This window comes from Pseudomonas sp. XP2 (assembly GCF_053557975.1).
Map to the genome: position 1 here is coordinate 406,718 of NZ_JBNRIK010000001.1, position 15,307 is coordinate 422,024.

A 15,307-nucleotide genomic window follows, 5' to 3' on the forward strand; every position below is an offset into this window, starting at 1 on the left:
GAGCAAACGCGAACCTGCCATCTATAAAGTGATCTTCCTCAACCAGGGGCAGGTCTTCGAGATGTATGCCAAGCAGATCTACCAGAGCGACCTGTGGGGCTTCCTGGAAATCGAGGAGTTCGTGTTCGGCGAGCGCTCGCAGCTGGTGGTAGACCCGAGCGAGGAGAAGCTCAAGAGCCAGTTCGAGGGGGTGATCCGCAGTTTCGTGCCGATGCACTCGATCGTGCGAATCGACGAAGTCGAGCGCCTGGGCACGGCAAAGATCAGCGAAGCCAAGGGCGGCGGCAATGTGATGCCGTTCCCGATGCCAATGCCGGAAAAGTAACCTTCAGGGGAGCGGCGAGAACGGCGTGCGCCCTTCGGCGTTCTGCAGTTCCAGCAGGTATTTGCGGAAGATCTGGCCGAGCACCTGGGTGGCATGCTCCAGCTCGTCGCGGGGCATTTGCTCGGTCACTTCGTCGGCCATGTCCAATGCATCTTCGGCACCGTTGACCGCGGCCATCTTCAGCAGGATGTAGGCCTGCACGTTGTTGGCCTTGACCCCTTCGCCATGGAAGAACATCGCACCCAGACGGTACTGGGCGTCGGCCTGGCCTTGCAGCGAAGCCTTCTGGAACCAGTCCAGGGCTTTGTCGAGGTTTTTCGGCGTTTGCGTGTAGTAGTACTCGCCCAGTTCGAATTGCGCCTGGGCATCCCCCGCGGTAGCCGTCTGCTCGCAGGCCTTGAGGGCGTTTGCCAGGTCTTCAGGCTGAACATTCAAGGTGCAGCGGCCCGTCGCCGGAATCAGCAACGAGTTACCGCCCTCCGCCAAGGCCAGCAGGGGCTGAAGAAGCAACAGGCAGCCCAGGGTCAGGGCGCGGCCGGTGCGGTTCATGGGGATCGACTTACCTCTGCAAAGCTGCGGCCAATGTCTCTGGTGGCACATTATGGGATAAGCAGCGCCAACCTTACAAAGTTTTACTCGAATTTCTGCTTGGTTGGGGAAGTCAGCTGATTGTGCATGCGTAATTATTACCTGTACCGGCCTCTTCGCGGGGCAAGCCCGCTCCCGCAGAGGCCGGTGCAGGCTGGCAATTACTTCAATGCAGCAAAGGCCTTTTCAGCTGCATCCAGGGTGATCTGCAGCTCCTTGTCGCCGTGGGCGATGGAGGTGAAGCCCGCCTCGAACGCGCTCGGTGCCAGGTACACGCCGCCTTCCAGCATCAGGTGGAAGAAGCGCTTGAAGCGTTCGGCATCGCTGCTCATCACGTCTTCGAACGTGACGATGTCGTCGGCGCCGCTGAAGTACAGGCCGAACATGGCGCCGGCCTGGGTGGTGACGAACGGTACGCCAGCGGCATCGGCACGTTGTTGCAGGCCATCAAGCATGCGGCTGGTGTAGTCGGTCAGCTCGGCGTGGAAGCCCGGGCGGCTGATCAGCTTCAGGGTGGTCAGGCCGGCGGCCATGGCCAGCGGGTTGCCCGACAGGGTGCCGGCCTGGTAGACCGGGCCGAGCGGGGCGATGCAGCCCATGATTTCGCGTTTGCCGCCGAAGCAGCCGACCGGCATGCCGCCACCGACGATCTTGCCGAAGGTGGACAGGTCCGGCTTGATGCCATAGTGGCCTTGGGCGCCGCCCAGGGAGACGCGGAAGCCTGTCATCACTTCGTCGAAGATCAGTACCACGCCGTGTTTGTCGCACTGCTCGCGCAGGCCTTCAAGGAAGCCCGGCGCTGGGGGGACGCAGTTCATGTTGCCGGCCACGGGCTCGACAATGATGCAGGCCACGGTCTGGCCGACCTCGGCCAGGGTTTTTTCGACCGCGGCAATGTCGTTGAACGGCAAGGTGAGGGTGTGCTTTGCAAAGTCTGCCGGCACGCCGGCCGAGCTTGGCACGCCTTGGGTCAGCAGGCCGGAACCGGCTTTTACCAGCAGGCTGTCGGAATGGCCGTGGTAGCAGCCTTCGAACTTGATGATGGCGTCACGGCCGGTGTAGCCACGGGCCAGGCGGATGGCGCTCATGGTGGCTTCGGTGCCCGAGCTCACCATGCGGACCATTTCCATGGATGGTACCAGCGAGCAGACCAGGTCGGCCATGTCGGTTTCCATGGCGGTGGGTGCGCCATAGGACAGGCCGTGTTCCAGTTGCTTGCGTACCGAGTCCAGCACGTCCGGGTGGCCGTGGCCAAGGATCATCGGGCCCCAGGAGCCGACGTAGTCGACGTAGCGCTTGTCGTCCTCGTCAACGACGTAGGCGCCTTCGGCATGCTTGAAGAACAGTGGCGTGCCGCCAACGCTCTTGAAGGCGCGGACCGGCGAGTTGACCCCGCCTGGGATGTGCTTCTGGGCTTTGGCGAACAGGTCTTCGGAACGGGACATGAAAGGTTCTCTCGAAATCAGGATGCGAACAAGGCGTTGAAGGCGCGGGCGCGGCGGGTGACTTCTTGCGCGCTGTCGGCACCGAACAGGCCATGGATCACCGCCAGCAGGTCGGCACCGTGGGCGACCAGCGGGGCGGCGTTGTCGAGGGTGATGCCGCCGATCACGGCAATCGGCAGTTTCACCTGGGCACGCGCCTGCTCCAGCAGTTCAACGTTGGCGGCGGGCGCGCCCGGCTTGGTAACGGAATTGAAGAAGCGGCCAAAGGCGACGTAGCTGGCGCCTTCACTGGCGGCCTGGGCGGCCAGCTCGAGGCTGGCGTGGCAGGTGGAGCCGATGATCGCCCGGCGGCCGAGCAGGGCGCGGGCCGGGGTCAGCGGGCCGTCAGTCTGGCCCAGGTGTACGCCAACGCCCAGGCGCGCGGCCAGTTCGGCGTCATCGTTGATGAGCAGCTGGGTGCCGTAGCGCTCGCAGAGCTTCATCAGCCCTTCGGCTTCACGCAGGCGGCGCGCCGCGTCGTCACTTTTGTCGCGGTACTGCAGCAGGCACACGCCACCTTCCAGGGCCGCTTCGACATGGGACAGGAAACGGCCAGCGAGCAGCTGGCTGTCGGTGATTGCGTACAGACCGCGTAGCTTCATCGAAGGCCTCGTATCAGGAGCAGAAGTCCAGGGGCAGGCGGCGCGGCACGAACTGGCCCCTGCCCAGCTGTTCGGCGTCACGCAGGGTGCGCCAGGTGTAGTCCAGGGCGCTGCGCACGGCGCTTTCCAACTGCTCGCCGAGCGCCAGGCGGCCAGCCAGGGCGCTGGCCAGGGTGCAGCCCGAACCGTGGTAGCTGCCCGGCAGGCGCTGGCAGGTCCAGGTGTGGTGCTGACCGTCCTGGGTGTACAGGCGGTTGTGAATTTCGTCTTCGTCGCCGTGACCGCCGGTAATCAGCAGGTGTCTACAGAACGGCAGCAGCTTTTCGGCACATTCGTCGGCGGTGCCTTCAGGCAGTTCGGCGAGGATGCGGGCTTCGGGCAGGTTCGGCGTGGCGATGGTCGCCAGCGGCAGCAGGCGTTCGCGCACGGCGTAGCCGACTTCGTCCTTGCCCAGGCGGCCACCGCCGCCGGCACGCAGCACCGGGTCGCAGACCAGCGGCAGGTGCGGGTGGGCGGCCAGCAGTTCGGCGACGGTGTCGACCATTTCGATCGAACCGAGCATGCCCAGTTTGACTGCGGCCACCGTGGAGTCGGCCAGTACGGCATTGGCCTGGGCCAGTACCCACTCGCGGTCGAGCACGCGGAAGTCGGAAACGTTGACGGTATCCTGCACGGTCAGGGCGGTCACTGCGGGTGCAGCGTGACAGCCTTGCGCGATCAGGGCTTCGATATCTGCCTGCAGGCCGGCGCCGCCACTAGGGTCGTGGCCGGAGAGACAGAGGACAACGGGGCGGGAGCTGTAGGTATTCATGGTCGGCGAGCTTACCACCAAACCTGTTTGGGCGGATCGTCCGACAAACGCGTTTTACTGATCGATTGGTCAGATTTTTGATTGGTGTTCTTCTGAAAGTATTGATTTAGAGCCTTTTCTTCGGTTTTTGAGATGGCCGATTGCCAGGTTGCGAAGCTATGCTAGAGTGCTCGGATAACTCGACAAACGGGTGCTGCCGGATCACGTCGTCTCAAACGGATGGGAGGCTAACGCGACGCGACTGGACAGGCCATGCTGGGGCTGTATGCGCTATTTGCTGATTGTGCTTTTGGGCTTGCTGCCCGTGCTGGCCGGAGCGGTCGATTTCGACGACGCTACCCGGCATCTTCCATTGGGCAAAGCCATGCAGGTTTACGAAGACCTCGATGGCAGTGCCAGCATCGCCCAGGTGAGTGCCCCCGGGTTCGCCAAATACTTCAAACCTCACCACGAAGACGTGCTGAATGCCGGTTACTCCACCTCGGTGTTCTGGCTCAAGGTCGAGCTGCGCCCGGTTGGCGCGCCCAGCGCTGCCCCACGGCAATGGCTGCTTGAGCTGGCCTATCCGCCGCTGGACCACCTCGAACTGTACCTGTCCGACGGCAGGGGTGGCTTTCACCTGGCCCAGCGCACCGGCGATGCCTTGCCCTACGACAGCCGCCAGATCCGGCAGAACAACTACCTGTTCGAATTGCAGCTGCCGCCTGGGCAGGTAACCACCGCCTATCTGCGCCTGCACAGCCAGGGCTCGGTGCAGGCGCCGCTGGCGCTTTGGTCCCCCGAGGCCTACATGGAGGAGCAGCCCACCCGCTTGTATGTGCTGGGAATGATCTACGGCGTGTTGCTGGTGATGCTGGTGTACAACCTGTTCATCTACCTCAGCGTGCGTGACGTCAGCTACCTCTACTACATCCTCTATATTGCCTCGTTCGGTTTGTACCAGGTGTCGGTGAACGGTGCGGGCGTGGCCTACTTCTGGCCCGACAGCCCTTGGTGGGCGAACGCCTCGACGCCGCTGTTCATTGGTGCAGCAGGCCTGTTCGGCTGCCAGTTCGCCCGGCATTTCCTGCAACTGGGCAACATCAGTCGTGGCTTCGACCGGCTGCTGCAGCTACTGATGCTGGGCGGTGCGCTGGTCATGGTGCTGGCGGTGAGCATGCCCTACGGCATTGCCCTGCGCATGGCCACGCTGCTGGCATTACTGTTCACCGTCAGCATCTTCAGCGCTGGCTTGTACGCCTGGTGGCGGGGCTTGCGCGTGGCGCGCTGGTTCATCATCGCCTGGACGGCGTTCCTGCTTGGCGGCCTGGTCAACACCTTGATGGTGCTGGGCTATCTGCCAAATGTATTCATCACCATGTATGCCAGCCAGTTGGGTTCAGCGCTGGAGGTGGCATTGCTGTCGCTGGCGCTGGCGGACCGCATCAACAGCCTGCGTGAGCAGCAGGCGCAGACCTTGCGCGAGACCGGGCGCACGCTGGAGCAACTCAACCTGCAGTTGGCCAGGAGCAACCGCCTGAAAGACGAGTTCCTGGCCAGCGTGACCCATGAGCTGCGCACCCCGATGAATGGCGTGATCGGCTCGCTGGAGCTGATGCACACCCTGCCGATGGACGCCGAAATGGCCCAATACCACCGCACGGCGGTGGGGTCGGCGCAAGGCATGATGGACATGGTCGACGCCATTCTCACCCTGTCCGAACTGCAGGCCGGCCGCCTGCGTGCGCAGCCGACGCCGTTCAGTCTGCGTGCGCTGCTGCAGGGCTTGCGCGCTGGTTATGCAGGGCAGGCCCTGCGCAAAGGCTTGTACCTGAGCCTGGACATACCGGCCGACCTGCCGGACGGGCTGCTGGGTGACGGGCAGAAACTGGCCCAGTGCCTGGGCTGCCTGGTGGACAACGGTTTGAAGTTCACCCATCAGGGCGGGGTGATGATCCAGGTGCGCGGCCGCCGGTTGGGGCCGGGCGACCTGGCCTTGACCTTTACCGTCAGTGATAGCGGGATCGGCTTCGATGACCTGGAGCAGTCGACCCTCTATCAGCGGTTCTTCCAGGTCGACGGTTCGATGACCCGGCGGTATGGCGGTTTGGGGATTGGTTTGTCGATCTGCCGGCAGATGGGGGAGTTGCTGGGGGCGCGGTTGGCGCATGAGTCAACGCGCGGGTTGGGGAGCCGGTTTGAGTTGAGTTTGAACATGGCGATTTCGCAGGTGCAGATGAGCCCTAACATGCTGCAGACGCGGCGCTCGCTTTGAAGGCATGGCATTAGGTTAAGGCTGAAAGGTGCTCGCCGTGGCAGGTGCAGCGCCTATGAGATCAAGCGCCGCGCGGGCGGCGCTCGATCTCCCAGGCGCTGAACCTGCCATGGCGAACCCCTGCCAGCCCATGCCCTATTTCTACCAAGGGGAAGGCCAAACCCATCCGCTGTTCCGCATAGCCGAAGGCATCCCCTGCCGCAGCGCCCGCGAGCAGGCCTCCGAGTTGATGGGCTATGCACGGGACTTGTCGCTGACCGGTTTGATGGATGGCGACCAGCAAATGATGTGGGCATCGCATTATTTCGCTGCCATGGCCAAGGCGCTGCTGGATGATGCCGAGCTGGGCTTGATGCGCTGACTTTTGTATTGGCTATACCGGCCCCTTCGCGGGTAAACCCGCTCCCACAGGAGTTGTGCATAGATTGAAAGATGCGCTATCACTGTGGGAATCGGTGCCCCGCGATGAGTCCTCAAGCAAGGCTAGGTAGCGCGGGTTAAGGCATCAATGCTCCGTAAGCCGACAAAAAGCCAAAAAGAGCGGTGATGGGCAGCCAGCAGATAATCAGCCATAGAACATTTGTCCAAGTTATTTTTGAGTTTTCAAACCCGCATGCATCACCCTCGCAACTATTGATTGCTTGTTGTATCTGCACCATTGCTACCGAGAAAAAGGTGGTGTAGAGGAGTGTGAGCATAATCGGGATTATGGTGAAAAAGGAGAGTGGCAGCTTGCTCAGTACTTTTTCGGATATATAAAATTCCCAGCCTGCTATCAGTAGGATGGGTGCGTATATCATCAGAGTGACACCGACCGCACTACCTTCTATAGACCGATTCGCTTGAGTACAGCGAGCGACGATTTTTTTCATCAAGAAGAATATTGTCAAGGCGCCGAATATTGTACAAAGCAGCGGGATGAGTCTGAGGCCATGCTGACCTCTAATGAGCAACCAGTGTCGATAGTACCAATAATAAAGGTACAGGCCCATTGATAAGGATGCCATAATTATGAGTTTTGAAATGGACGTGACATGGAGTTGCGTTTTTTGGCGGTGTGAGGTGGTTGGCGATTCGGGGCGGTGGTTCTGGTCTGAGGTCATAAGGGGGGCTCTCAGGTCGGCTATTAGATGAAGAAGTTTACGGCTATCCAGATGATGCCGATGATGTTCAGTGATGATGAAATAAGTATTTTGCTTTTTAGCTTCTTAGGGAATTGTCGGTAGTCTCGCTCATCCATAAGCCCTCTGCGAATGCTTGAAGTTGGTGATCCGATGGCGCCAGCGATTACAGAAATGACTAGCACCCTGGAGCCAATTTTTTTCTCCCCCCACATGGCAGTCGCAAATGGAAGGCACGCACTCCGTTGGAGTGCCGAGGTCATCTCTTTATATTGGCGAGAGCAGGCGATATGAACATCAGAAGCAAGCCCGATTAAAATTAGGCATACAGGTGTTGCTAGCAACAATAGTCTTAGCTTTAAGTCAAGATGCTCAATCATCTGCAAAGATCTCAAAGACTAATTCGCCGAGCTTTTCACCATATTTCATGCCGCCGACGCTACCAGCCAAGGTACCTGTGCCAGTGATTACTATTCCACATGCGACAGTCCCGGGTCCAAATCTCCAGCAAACCTTTGCAGAGACTCTAGCTGATACTTTGCCGGCCGCCCAGCCGCCGGCTAAGCCGCCAGAGAAATTACTTGTTTCAGTAACTTTGATTTTTTCGCAGGCTCTGGAGTTTCCCTCTTTGCAGACTTCAGAGACTTTGATTGCCGAGCCGATTCCACCAATAGTAATCCCTATACGCCCGCCGGTTTTCAAATATTTGGTCATCTTGGCCAGTTTATCCAAATGTGTCGCGTAGCCAGGGATGTGTGTCGGTCCTCCCGCCTTGCTCCAATGATGGACTAAACTTTTCGATGAGATTCCCAGGTCCCGCCGCAGACTCTCATAATTTCCGAGATTGAGCCGCTTGTTCAGAACGGTTGCGTTCAAATTTTTACTTAATTGCGTAAATAGTTTTTGACGTTCCGCAAAGAACTCAGGGTGCCTAAGGTGCCCATGCTTGATGAATTGATCTTTATGCAGGTCTTCAATTTTTCGCAGTATGTCGCTGAGTTCATCCAGCGACTTGCCAACCATCGCCTCACTTACCCCCATCGCCAGGCTCACATCGCTGAGCAACCCGGCAATCTCGGCCTGATGGCGCATCATGAACTCGGCCTCTTCTGGCGTCAGGCTCGCCAACGCTTCCCGCGCCTGTTTCGCCGCACTCATTGCAGTCAGTTCTTCACGCGTACACACCGGCCGCTGCAACCCGTCGCCAATGACAAAGATCTCACCTGCCTTGAACCCACGCTGATAGGTCGGGTTCAGTCGTTCCAGAATCGAGCTAGGCAGGTTGGCCTGCGGCGCGCCGAGTTCTGCCAAGACTTCCTGATACGTCATGCAGCGCGGAACGATGTAGAAGCCAGGCTCCATGCCCTGCGCTGTTTTTGAGGGCTGATGTGCCCCAGGTTGATAGCTGCTGCTTACTTGGTTACTCGCTTGGGCCTGTGGTGGTGCCTCATGAACAGGCTCAGGTGCAGGCGCCCTGCGCGGCGGCGCAGGTGCATATCCACTTGCAACCAGGCGATTGCTGCCCGATGGGCACCCGCATTGCACCAGCGCACCATCCAGAGCAGTGGGTATGTCGTCCTGCCGCCAACGAGATTCGCCCTCGATGATGGTGCCCGCTTGTCCACAGAGCGGGCAGGGTGTGGTCGGGTCGCCTTGAAGCAGCCAGTTGCGGCCATGCACGCGGCCGCTGGCCCGGCTGGCAATACAAACAGCGCCTGTGGTGGTTTGGTCGCCCTCAAGGCCCTGGTATCGGCCGAAGATGTTCATGCGCATGCTCATGGCTTGCCACTTTTTTGAGGATGAAAGCCAGGAAGCTAGCAGCCTCTAGAGGGGTATTTTCGGGTTGGAAAGGGTTTAGGAAGCGTCCTACAGGGGATAGAGAATTGGACTACAAGCCTTGCTGGGTGGCACCGCCTGTCAGCCCTGATGCATTCCCAAGGCATGCGCCACCCCCACCACACGTTTAGTCATTAATGCCCCTTTGACTCCCCGGCAAGCAGTGCTTCACTGGGTCTCTCAAGCCTACCCGGATCCAGGAGCCCCCCGATGAACCTGCACCAGTACGCTGAAACCCACGAAGTCACCAACCAGCCACCGTCCCTCGACGGCGCCAACCTGTACCGCCTCGACCTGCCATTGCAGGAGTGGTCACGGCGTTTCGGCGCGGGCTGGGCCGAGTCGCGGATCGATGCCTATGGCGCCCTGGCGGGGGGGCCGCTGATGCAGGCAGGTTTCCTGGCCAACGCGCACAAGCCGGAGTTCATCAGCCACGACCGCTACGGCCATCGCATCGACCTGGTCGAGTTCCACCCGGCCTACCACCAGCTGATGCGCACCGCCGTCGAGCACGGCCTGCCTTCCTTGCCTTGGGCCGAACCCCGCGCTGGCGCCCATGTGGCACGGGCTTCGATGACCTACCTGCACAGCCAGGCCGAAGCTGGTACCGGCTGCCCGCTGACCATGACCTTCGCCGCCGTGCCGGCGCTACGCCTTCAGCCCGAACTGGCCGAGTACTGGCTGCCGAAAATCCTGGCCTGCGAATATGACCCGCGCAACGTCGGCGACCGGCACAAGGCCGGGGTCACCCTGGGCATGGCCATGACCGAGAAGCAGGGCGGCACCGATGTGCGCGCCAATACCACGCGGGCGTATCCGGTGGGCGCACCTGGCCCGGGGCAGCCGTACGAGCTGGTCGGGCACAAGTGGTTCTGCTCGGCGCCGATGTGTGATGCATTCCTGACGCTGGCGCAAACCGAAAAAGGCCTGAGCTGCTTCCTGCTGCCGCGCCACCGCCCGGACGACAATCGCAACCAGTTCTATATCCAGCGCCTGAAGAACAAGCTGGGCAACAGCTCCAACGCCTCCAGCGAAGTGGAGTTCCGTGGTGCGCTGGCGTGGATGATTGGTGAAGAAGGGCGGGGTGTGCCGACCATCATCGAGATGGTCGCCATGACCCGTTTCGACTGCATGGTGGGCTCCAGCGCCCTGATGCGTCAGGCGCTGACCCAGGCGACCCACCACTGTGCGTACCGCAAGGTCGGCGGGCGGGTGTTGAACGAGCAGCCGCTGATGCAGAACGTGTTGGCCGACCTGGCCCTGGAGAGCGAGGCTGCACTGGCCCTGAGCCTGCGCATGGGGCAAGCGCTGGAGCAACTGGACGACCCGCAGCAGGCGCATTTCGCCCGGTTGGTCACGGCGGTGGGCAAGTACTGGATCTGCAAGCGCGCGCCGGCCATGATCAACGAGGCCGCCGAATGCCTGGGCGGTGCGGGTTATGTCGAAGACAGCATCCTGCCGCGACTGTACCGCGAGGCGCCGGTCAATTCGACCTGGGAAGGCTCTGGCAACGTGCAGTGCCTGGATGTGCTGCGGGCCTTGTCCAAAGAGCCGGGCGTGCTCGATGCCCTGTTCACCGAATTGGGCGATGGGCATGGGGATCCGCGCCTGGCGGCGTATATCGGCAACCTCAAGGGGGCATTTGTCGACACCGGCGACATACAGTACCGCGCGCGGCAGCTGACCGAGGATATCGCCCTGGCGCTTCAGGCCAAGCTGTTGCTGGAGGCGGGCAACGCGGTGGTCAGTGACGCGTTCATCGGTAGCCGGCTGACGGGTGGTGGACGGGTGTATGGGGCGCTGCCTCGGGGTGCCGATGTGCAGGCACTGGTGAGCAGGGCAACACCTGCCTGGCCGAGTTGAGCTGGCTTTGAAGGGCTCACCGCCGGCAAGCCAGCTGCCACAGGTCATGCACAAGGTTCGATGCCGGTGGAGTACTTGTGGCAGCTGGCTTGCCGGCGATGAGGCCGGTACTGACCGCCGGGGATGTAATTGCCACGAAACGCAGGCAAGATGGCTCACATGCATGTCCAGACAGGAAGCACAGTGTGAGCCACGCTTTTGTAGTCGTTGATACCCCCGAACAGGCCGTCGACCGTCTGGCGGCCCTGCATGAACAGGCCACGGGGGCCCTTAGCCAGGCCCTCAAGCGATACCTGAAGGACCGTACCGAGCCGGGCGCCGACGAGCGCGACCTGTTCCGTTACCCGGCACTGCGCCTGACCTACTACAGCCACGGTGAGGTTGCCGCCACCACGCGGGCCTATGCCAAGGTCCAGGTGGCCGGCACTTACAGCGTCACCGTCACCCAGCCCGCCGCGTTTCGCGGCTACCTGCTGGAGCAACTGCGCCCACTGATGCACGACTACACCGTCACGGTAGAAGTGGGCATCAGCGAGCAGAACATTCCCTACCCTTATGTGGTTGACCAGGGTGACGAACTGGCCGGCAGCGGTATTACCGCCGCGCAGCTGGCACGGGTATTCCCCAGCACCGACCTGTCGGCCGCCACCGACAACATCGCCGATGGTCTTTACGACTGGGACCGTGCCGAAATTTTCCCACTGGCGCTGTTCGACGCCGCGCGCGTCGACTTTTCGCTGCGCCGCCTGGTGCACTACACCGGCAGTGACTGGCGCCATGTGCAGCCGTGGATCCTGCTGACCAACTACCACCGTTATGTCGACCAGTTCATCAGCCACGGTCTTGAGCAACTTCGCGACGACCCGCGCTTCGTGCGCATGGTGCTGCCGGGCAACGTGATCATCGAAAAAGCCATGGACCATGGTGAAACCCAGGCCCTGGTCGCCAGCGTGATCTGGCACCGCTACCAGATGCCGGCATACCACCTGATCGCCGCCGATGGCGACGGCGTGACCTTGGTCAACATTGGTGTCGGCCCATCCAACGCCAAGAACATCACCGACCACCTGGCCGTGCTGCGTCCGCACTGCTGGCTGATGATCGGCCACTGCGGCGGCCTGCGGCAGTCGCAAACCATTGGCGACTACGTGCTGGCCCACGCCTATATGCGCCGTGACGGCATTCTTGACCGGGTAGTGCCGCCGAACATCCCGATTCCCGCCCTGGCCGAAGTGCAGATGGCCTTGCAGGAGGCTGCCGCGCAGGTCACCGGTGAGCGTGGCGAACAGCTGAAAAAGCGCCTGCGCACCGGTACCGTGCTGACTTACGACGACCGTAACTGGGAGCTGCGCTGGGCGCAGGAGCGTCCGCTCATCAACTTGTCGCGCGCCGTGGCGGTGGACATGGAAAGCGGCACCATTGCCGCCCAGGGTTATCGATTGCGCGTGCCGTACGGCACCTTGCTGTGTGTCTCCGACAAGCCGCTGCACAGCGAGATAAAGCTGCCAGGTTCGGCCAACGCCTTCTACAACCGAGCGGTCAGCCAGCACCTGAAGATCGGCATTGCGGCCCTCGACCTGTTGCGCACCGAGCTCAACTCGCTGCACTCGCGTAAACTGCGCAGCTTCGATGAGCCGCCGTTCCGCTGAGGATCCATGTCACTGCCACCCCGTAACAAGCCGCGCCGTCCCCAGGCGCGGCCTGCCGCCGGCCCGCGTCGCCAGCCCAAGGCGCCACCGGCCGAGCCGCGCCTGATCCTGTTCAACAAACCGTTCGACGTGCTGACCCAGTTCAGCGACGGCGAAGGGCGCGCGACCCTCAAGGACTTCATCGACATCACAGGCGTGTACCCGGCCGGCCGGCTGGACCGTGACAGTGAAGGCTTGCTGTTGCTGACCAACGATGGCGGGCTGCAGGCGCGTATTGCCGACCCCAGGCACAAGCTGGCCAAGACTTACTGGGTGCAGGTGGAGGGGGAACCGAGCGACGAGCAGTTGCAGCGTTTGCGTAATGGCGTGGAGCTGAACGATGGGCCGACCTTGCCGGCCGAGGCACGGCGCCTGGAAGAACCCGAACTGTGGCCACGCAACCCCCCGGTGCGCTTTCGCAAGAGCGTGCCGACCAGCTGGCTGGAACTGGTGATCCGGGAGGGGCGTAACCGGCAGGTACGGCGGATGACGGCGGCGGTTGGGCTACCGACCTTGCGCCTGGTGCGGGTGCGGATCGGGGATTGGGCGCTGGATGGGCTGGAGCAGGGTTGCTGGCGCGAAGTAGTTCCGAAGCTACAGCGATAATGGGGGCCGCTTTGCGGCCCATCGCGACACAAGGCCGCCCCGACAGGTACAGGGCCAGCCTCCGGCATGTGTATTCCCTGTTGGAGCGGTCTCGCGTCGCGAAAGGAGCGCAAAGCAGCCTTACACCCCTTCGAGAAACCCCACCACCACGCTCTTGATGATAAAGGCCAGCACCCCCAGCCCCAGCACGAAGAACAGGATCAACGTCCCGAACTTGCCGGCCTTGGACTTTTTCGCCAGGTCCCAGACGATGAAGCCCATGAAACCGATCAATACGGTGACCAGGATGATCATCATCCACTCTTCGAATACGGCGGGATCCATCTGTGTTCTCCAGGCAGGCTGAGCAGCTGATTATACGCGGGCTACCGTGGGTATTTAACGCAGGTGGGTCAATGGCAGCTCGGTGCTGGCCAACACCTGGTTGAGCACAAAGCTCGAACGCACGCTGGTGACGCCCTCGATGCGGGTCAGGCTGCCTAGAAGCAGTTTTTGGTAATGGTCCATGTCTGGCACCACCACTTTGAGCTGGTAGTCGGCATCCATCCCGGTGACCAGGCTGCATTCAAGCACCTGCGGCAGGACACGGATGGCCGCCTCGAAGGTTTCGAAGCGCTCCGGGGTGTGGCGGTCCATGCCGATCAGCACGTAGGCGGTCAGGCTCAGGCCCAGCTTCTTGCGGTCGAGCAGGGCCACCTGGCGCGAGATGTAGCCGTCGTCCTCCAGTTGCTTGACCCGACGCGAGCATGGCGACGGCGACAGGCCGATGCGTTCGGCCAGTTCCTGGTTGGAAATGCGCGCATCGCGCTGCAATTCGGCGAGGATGCTCAGGTCGTAGCGGTCAAGTTTGCTCATGGCATTTGCCTTTTCTGTACGTATTGCGGCGAATTATCAATCCAGGGTGAAAAATTGCGCAAGTGCTATTTATCTGAGCAATCTTCGCAATCCTCTGCCGCAACCTCTCCGGTATCTTTATCAACAGAATCACTGCCCGGACATCAGTCCACGGCGACGCGCTCTAGGCGGGCGGTCGCGGCCAGCCATCCAACAGGATGCGCCAGGCCCCCGGGCTACACACCCTTCAGAAGACGGTGTGAGGTGAGCCGGCGCCACAAGTGCCGAGCACGGACGACAATTTCAGAAGGGAGGCCCTGCGGCCTCCCTTTTTTCTGTCTGGAAATTTAATTGGCCTGGGTGGCCGTCACGGTAGACTGGCTGTGATTGCAGCATTTTCTACCGAGAGGAACACCATGAAGTCGCGCATCTGGCAGTTGGCAGGTGTTGGTTTGCTAGGTTTGAGCATCAGCCTGGGGGCTTTGGCCGAAGGGCCGGGTGAGGGGCATGGCGAACGAGGCCAGCAAGGGCAAGCAGATGGTATGCCCGGCCGCTCGCTGAACTCACGCGACGAAGTGCGCCAGACCCAGCCGCCAAGGCAGGGCTACTACCAGGACATTCCCCGGCGCCATGGCGATAACCGTCAATGGCAAGCCGGCGGCCCTGGGCAACGCCCGGGTGGTGATTGGCAGGGGCGCCCGGATGGCCATGGCAACGGCTGGGGGCCTGGGCCGCAGTATCGCCCGGGGCACACGGTGGATCATTTCCCCGACCGCTACTGGAAAGTGCCCTACCGTGGTGCTGACTACTTCTACTCCGGTGGCTACTGGTATCGCCCGCATGGCGGCAGTTACATCGTGGTGACGCCGCCTTACGGCGTGCGGATCAATTACCTGCCGCCCTATGCGCAGGAGGTATGGCTGGGTGGTGCGCTGTTCTTCCTGGTGGCGGACACCTATTACCAGTATCTGGCTGACAGCCAGGAGTATGTGGTGGTCAACCCGCCCTCCGTCGCGCCGGCACCCGTACCGGTGTCACCGGCCAACGGCGGGTACGACGTGGTGGCTTACCCGATGAACGGGCAGGGGCAACAGCAGCAGGAGCAGGACCGCTACCAGTGCCATCGCTGGGCGGTGAGCCAGTCGGGATTCGACCCGGCGACGGCGACTTACGCACCGGCGGCCAATGTGCTCGACACCTATCGCCGGGCGCTGGGTGCCTGCTTCAGTGGCCGGGGTTACAGCATCAACTAAGCCAGTTGTGCTGTCGGTCCCGGCCCTGTCGCCGGGGGGCCC

The 15,307-nt window shown here is 61.7% G+C and carries 16 protein-coding genes; 7 read left to right on the forward strand and 9 right to left on the reverse strand.

Features of this window, described 5'->3' with window-relative positions; translation table 11 throughout:
- Window positions 1–325 (forward strand): DUF1820 family protein (locus tag ACK1VC_RS01785; protein ID WP_449117819.1); only part of this gene is annotated, 325 nt, incomplete at its 5' end.
- Window positions 326–328: 3 nt separating this feature from the next.
- On the opposite strand, the gene ACK1VC_RS01790 is transcribed toward ACK1VC_RS01785, so the two are convergent.
- The 4 genes from ACK1VC_RS01790 to ACK1VC_RS01805 form a co-directional block, all read right to left on the reverse strand.
- Window positions 329–874 carry a tetratricopeptide repeat protein gene (locus ACK1VC_RS01790; protein WP_016489345.1) on the reverse strand — a complete coding sequence of 182 codons (546 nt, stop codon included), beginning with the start codon at window positions 872–874 and terminating at the stop codon, window positions 329–331.
- Between the two features lie 200 nt (window positions 875–1,074).
- Window positions 1,075–2,358 carry a glutamate-1-semialdehyde 2,1-aminomutase gene (hemL, locus tag ACK1VC_RS01795; protein WP_016489344.1) on the reverse strand — a complete coding sequence of 428 codons (1,284 nt, stop codon included), beginning with the start codon at window positions 2,356–2,358 and terminating at the stop codon, window positions 1,075–1,077.
- Window positions 2,359–2,375: 17 nt separating this feature from the next.
- Window positions 2,376–2,999: a thiamine phosphate synthase gene (thiE, locus tag ACK1VC_RS01800; protein ID WP_016489343.1), complete on the reverse strand. Its 624-nt coding sequence runs from the start codon at window positions 2,997–2,999 to the stop codon at window positions 2,376–2,378.
- 13 nt (window positions 3,000–3,012) lie between these two features.
- A complete protein-coding gene (locus ACK1VC_RS01805) occupies window positions 3,013–3,810 on the reverse strand; it encodes a hydroxymethylpyrimidine/phosphomethylpyrimidine kinase (RefSeq protein ID WP_016489342.1) in 798 nt (265 codons plus the stop codon).
- A 265-nt stretch (window positions 3,811–4,075) separates the two neighbouring features.
- On the opposite strand from ACK1VC_RS01805, the gene ACK1VC_RS01810 reads away from it, so the two are divergent.
- Both ACK1VC_RS01810 and ACK1VC_RS01815 read left to right on the forward strand, forming a co-directional pair.
- Window positions 4,076–6,064 (forward strand): sensor histidine kinase, encoded by a 1,989-nt coding sequence (locus tag ACK1VC_RS01810; protein WP_016489341.1) that lies wholly within the window; start codon window positions 4,076–4,078, stop codon window positions 6,062–6,064.
- Window positions 6,065–6,173: 109 nt separating this feature from the next.
- Entirely contained in the window at window positions 6,174–6,425 is a 252-nt protein-coding gene (locus tag ACK1VC_RS01815; RefSeq protein WP_191087914.1) for a DUF3077 domain-containing protein, read from the forward strand.
- A gap of 136 nt (window positions 6,426–6,561) precedes the next feature.
- Here ACK1VC_RS01815 and ACK1VC_RS01820 read toward each other — a convergent pair whose 3' ends face one another.
- From ACK1VC_RS01820 to ACK1VC_RS01830, 3 genes are all read right to left on the reverse strand, one after another.
- Window positions 6,562–6,936 (reverse strand): hypothetical protein, encoded by a 375-nt coding sequence (locus ACK1VC_RS01820; RefSeq protein ID WP_224372402.1) that lies wholly within the window; start codon window positions 6,934–6,936, stop codon window positions 6,562–6,564.
- Between the two features lie 254 nt (window positions 6,937–7,190).
- The gene (locus ACK1VC_RS01825) at window positions 7,191–7,565 is read right to left on the reverse strand and encodes a hypothetical protein (protein ID WP_145913635.1); all 375 of its coding nucleotides are present in this window, start codon (window positions 7,563–7,565) and stop codon (window positions 7,191–7,193) included.
- Window positions 7,558–8,958, reverse strand: coding sequence for a PAAR domain-containing protein (locus ACK1VC_RS01830; protein WP_224372590.1), 1,401 nt, complete (start codon window positions 8,956–8,958; stop codon window positions 7,558–7,560). Before ACK1VC_RS01830 ends, ACK1VC_RS01825 begins: the two co-directional genes overlap by 8 nt.
- A gap of 273 nt (window positions 8,959–9,231) precedes the next feature.
- Between ACK1VC_RS01830 and ACK1VC_RS01835 the strand changes: the two genes are divergently transcribed.
- The 3 genes from ACK1VC_RS01835 (at window position 9,232) to ACK1VC_RS01845 (ending at window position 13,178) form a co-directional block, all read left to right on the forward strand.
- Window positions 9,232–10,884 carry an acyl-CoA dehydrogenase family protein gene (locus tag ACK1VC_RS01835; RefSeq protein ID WP_145913637.1) on the forward strand — a complete coding sequence of 551 codons (1,653 nt, stop codon included), beginning with the start codon at window positions 9,232–9,234 and terminating at the stop codon, window positions 10,882–10,884.
- A gap of 185 nt (window positions 10,885–11,069) precedes the next feature.
- A complete protein-coding gene (amn, locus tag ACK1VC_RS01840; RefSeq protein ID WP_016489333.1) occupies window positions 11,070–12,533 on the forward strand; it encodes an AMP nucleosidase in 1,464 nt (487 codons plus the stop codon).
- Between the two features lie 6 nt (window positions 12,534–12,539).
- Complete coding sequence (locus ACK1VC_RS01845) at window positions 12,540–13,178, forward strand: pseudouridine synthase (RefSeq protein ID WP_224372400.1); 639 nt, start codon at window positions 12,540–12,542, stop codon at window positions 13,176–13,178.
- A 120-nt stretch (window positions 13,179–13,298) separates the two neighbouring features.
- Here the strand turns inward: ACK1VC_RS01845 and ACK1VC_RS01850 are convergent, their stop codons facing one another.
- Window positions 13,299–13,502 (reverse strand): DUF2788 domain-containing protein, encoded by a 204-nt coding sequence (locus tag ACK1VC_RS01850; RefSeq protein ID WP_003249787.1) that lies wholly within the window; start codon window positions 13,500–13,502, stop codon window positions 13,299–13,301.
- A gap of 54 nt (window positions 13,503–13,556) precedes the next feature.
- Window positions 13,557–14,033, reverse strand: a complete 477-nt coding sequence (locus tag ACK1VC_RS01855) for an Lrp/AsnC family transcriptional regulator (protein ID WP_016489331.1) — start codon at window positions 14,031–14,033, stop codon at window positions 13,557–13,559.
- A 395-nt stretch (window positions 14,034–14,428) separates the two neighbouring features.
- On the opposite strand from ACK1VC_RS01855, the gene ACK1VC_RS01860 reads away from it, so the two are divergent.
- On the forward strand, window positions 14,429–15,265 hold the full coding sequence (locus ACK1VC_RS01860; protein WP_191087015.1) for a DUF6515 family protein: 837 nt from the start codon (window positions 14,429–14,431) through the stop codon (window positions 15,263–15,265).
- Window positions 15,266–15,307: the final 42 nt, after the last annotated feature.

Excerpts from the sequence above, each read along its gene's own strand:
- ACK1VC_RS01790 (WP_016489345.1), bottom strand. The coding sequence starts at position 874 with ATGAACCGCACCGGCCGCGCCCTGACCCTGGGCTGCCTGTTGCTTCTT.
- hemL (WP_016489344.1), bottom strand. The coding sequence starts at position 2,358 with ATGTCCCGTTCCGAAGACCTGTTCGCCAAAGCCCAGAAGCACATCCCA.
- thiE (WP_016489343.1), bottom strand. The coding sequence starts at position 2,999 with ATGAAGCTACGCGGTCTGTACGCAATCACCGACAGCCAGCTGCTCGCT.
- ACK1VC_RS01805 (WP_016489342.1), bottom strand. The coding sequence starts at position 3,810 with ATGAATACCTACAGCTCCCGCCCCGTTGTCCTCTGTCTCTCCGGCCAC.
- ACK1VC_RS01810 (WP_016489341.1), top strand. The coding sequence starts at position 4,076 with ATGCGCTATTTGCTGATTGTGCTTTTGGGCTTGCTGCCCGTGCTGGCC.
- ACK1VC_RS01815 (WP_191087914.1), top strand. The coding sequence starts at position 6,174 with ATGGCGAACCCCTGCCAGCCCATGCCCTATTTCTACCAAGGGGAAGGC.
- ACK1VC_RS01820 (WP_224372402.1), bottom strand. The coding sequence starts at position 6,936 with ATGAAAAAAATCGTCGCTCGCTGTACTCAAGCGAATCGGTCTATAGAA.
- ACK1VC_RS01825 (WP_145913635.1), bottom strand. The coding sequence starts at position 7,565 with ATGATTGAGCATCTTGACTTAAAGCTAAGACTATTGTTGCTAGCAACA.
- ACK1VC_RS01830 (WP_224372590.1), bottom strand. The coding sequence starts at position 8,958 with ATGCGCATGAACATCTTCGGCCGATACCAGGGCCTTGAGGGCGACCAA.
- ACK1VC_RS01835 (WP_145913637.1), top strand. The coding sequence starts at position 9,232 with ATGAACCTGCACCAGTACGCTGAAACCCACGAAGTCACCAACCAGCCA.
- ACK1VC_RS01845 (WP_224372400.1), top strand. The coding sequence starts at position 12,540 with ATGTCACTGCCACCCCGTAACAAGCCGCGCCGTCCCCAGGCGCGGCCT.
- ACK1VC_RS01850 (WP_003249787.1), bottom strand. The coding sequence starts at position 13,502 with ATGGATCCCGCCGTATTCGAAGAGTGGATGATGATCATCCTGGTCACC.
- ACK1VC_RS01855 (WP_016489331.1), bottom strand. The coding sequence starts at position 14,033 with ATGAGCAAACTTGACCGCTACGACCTGAGCATCCTCGCCGAATTGCAG.
- ACK1VC_RS01860 (WP_191087015.1), top strand. The coding sequence starts at position 14,429 with ATGAAGTCGCGCATCTGGCAGTTGGCAGGTGTTGGTTTGCTAGGTTTG.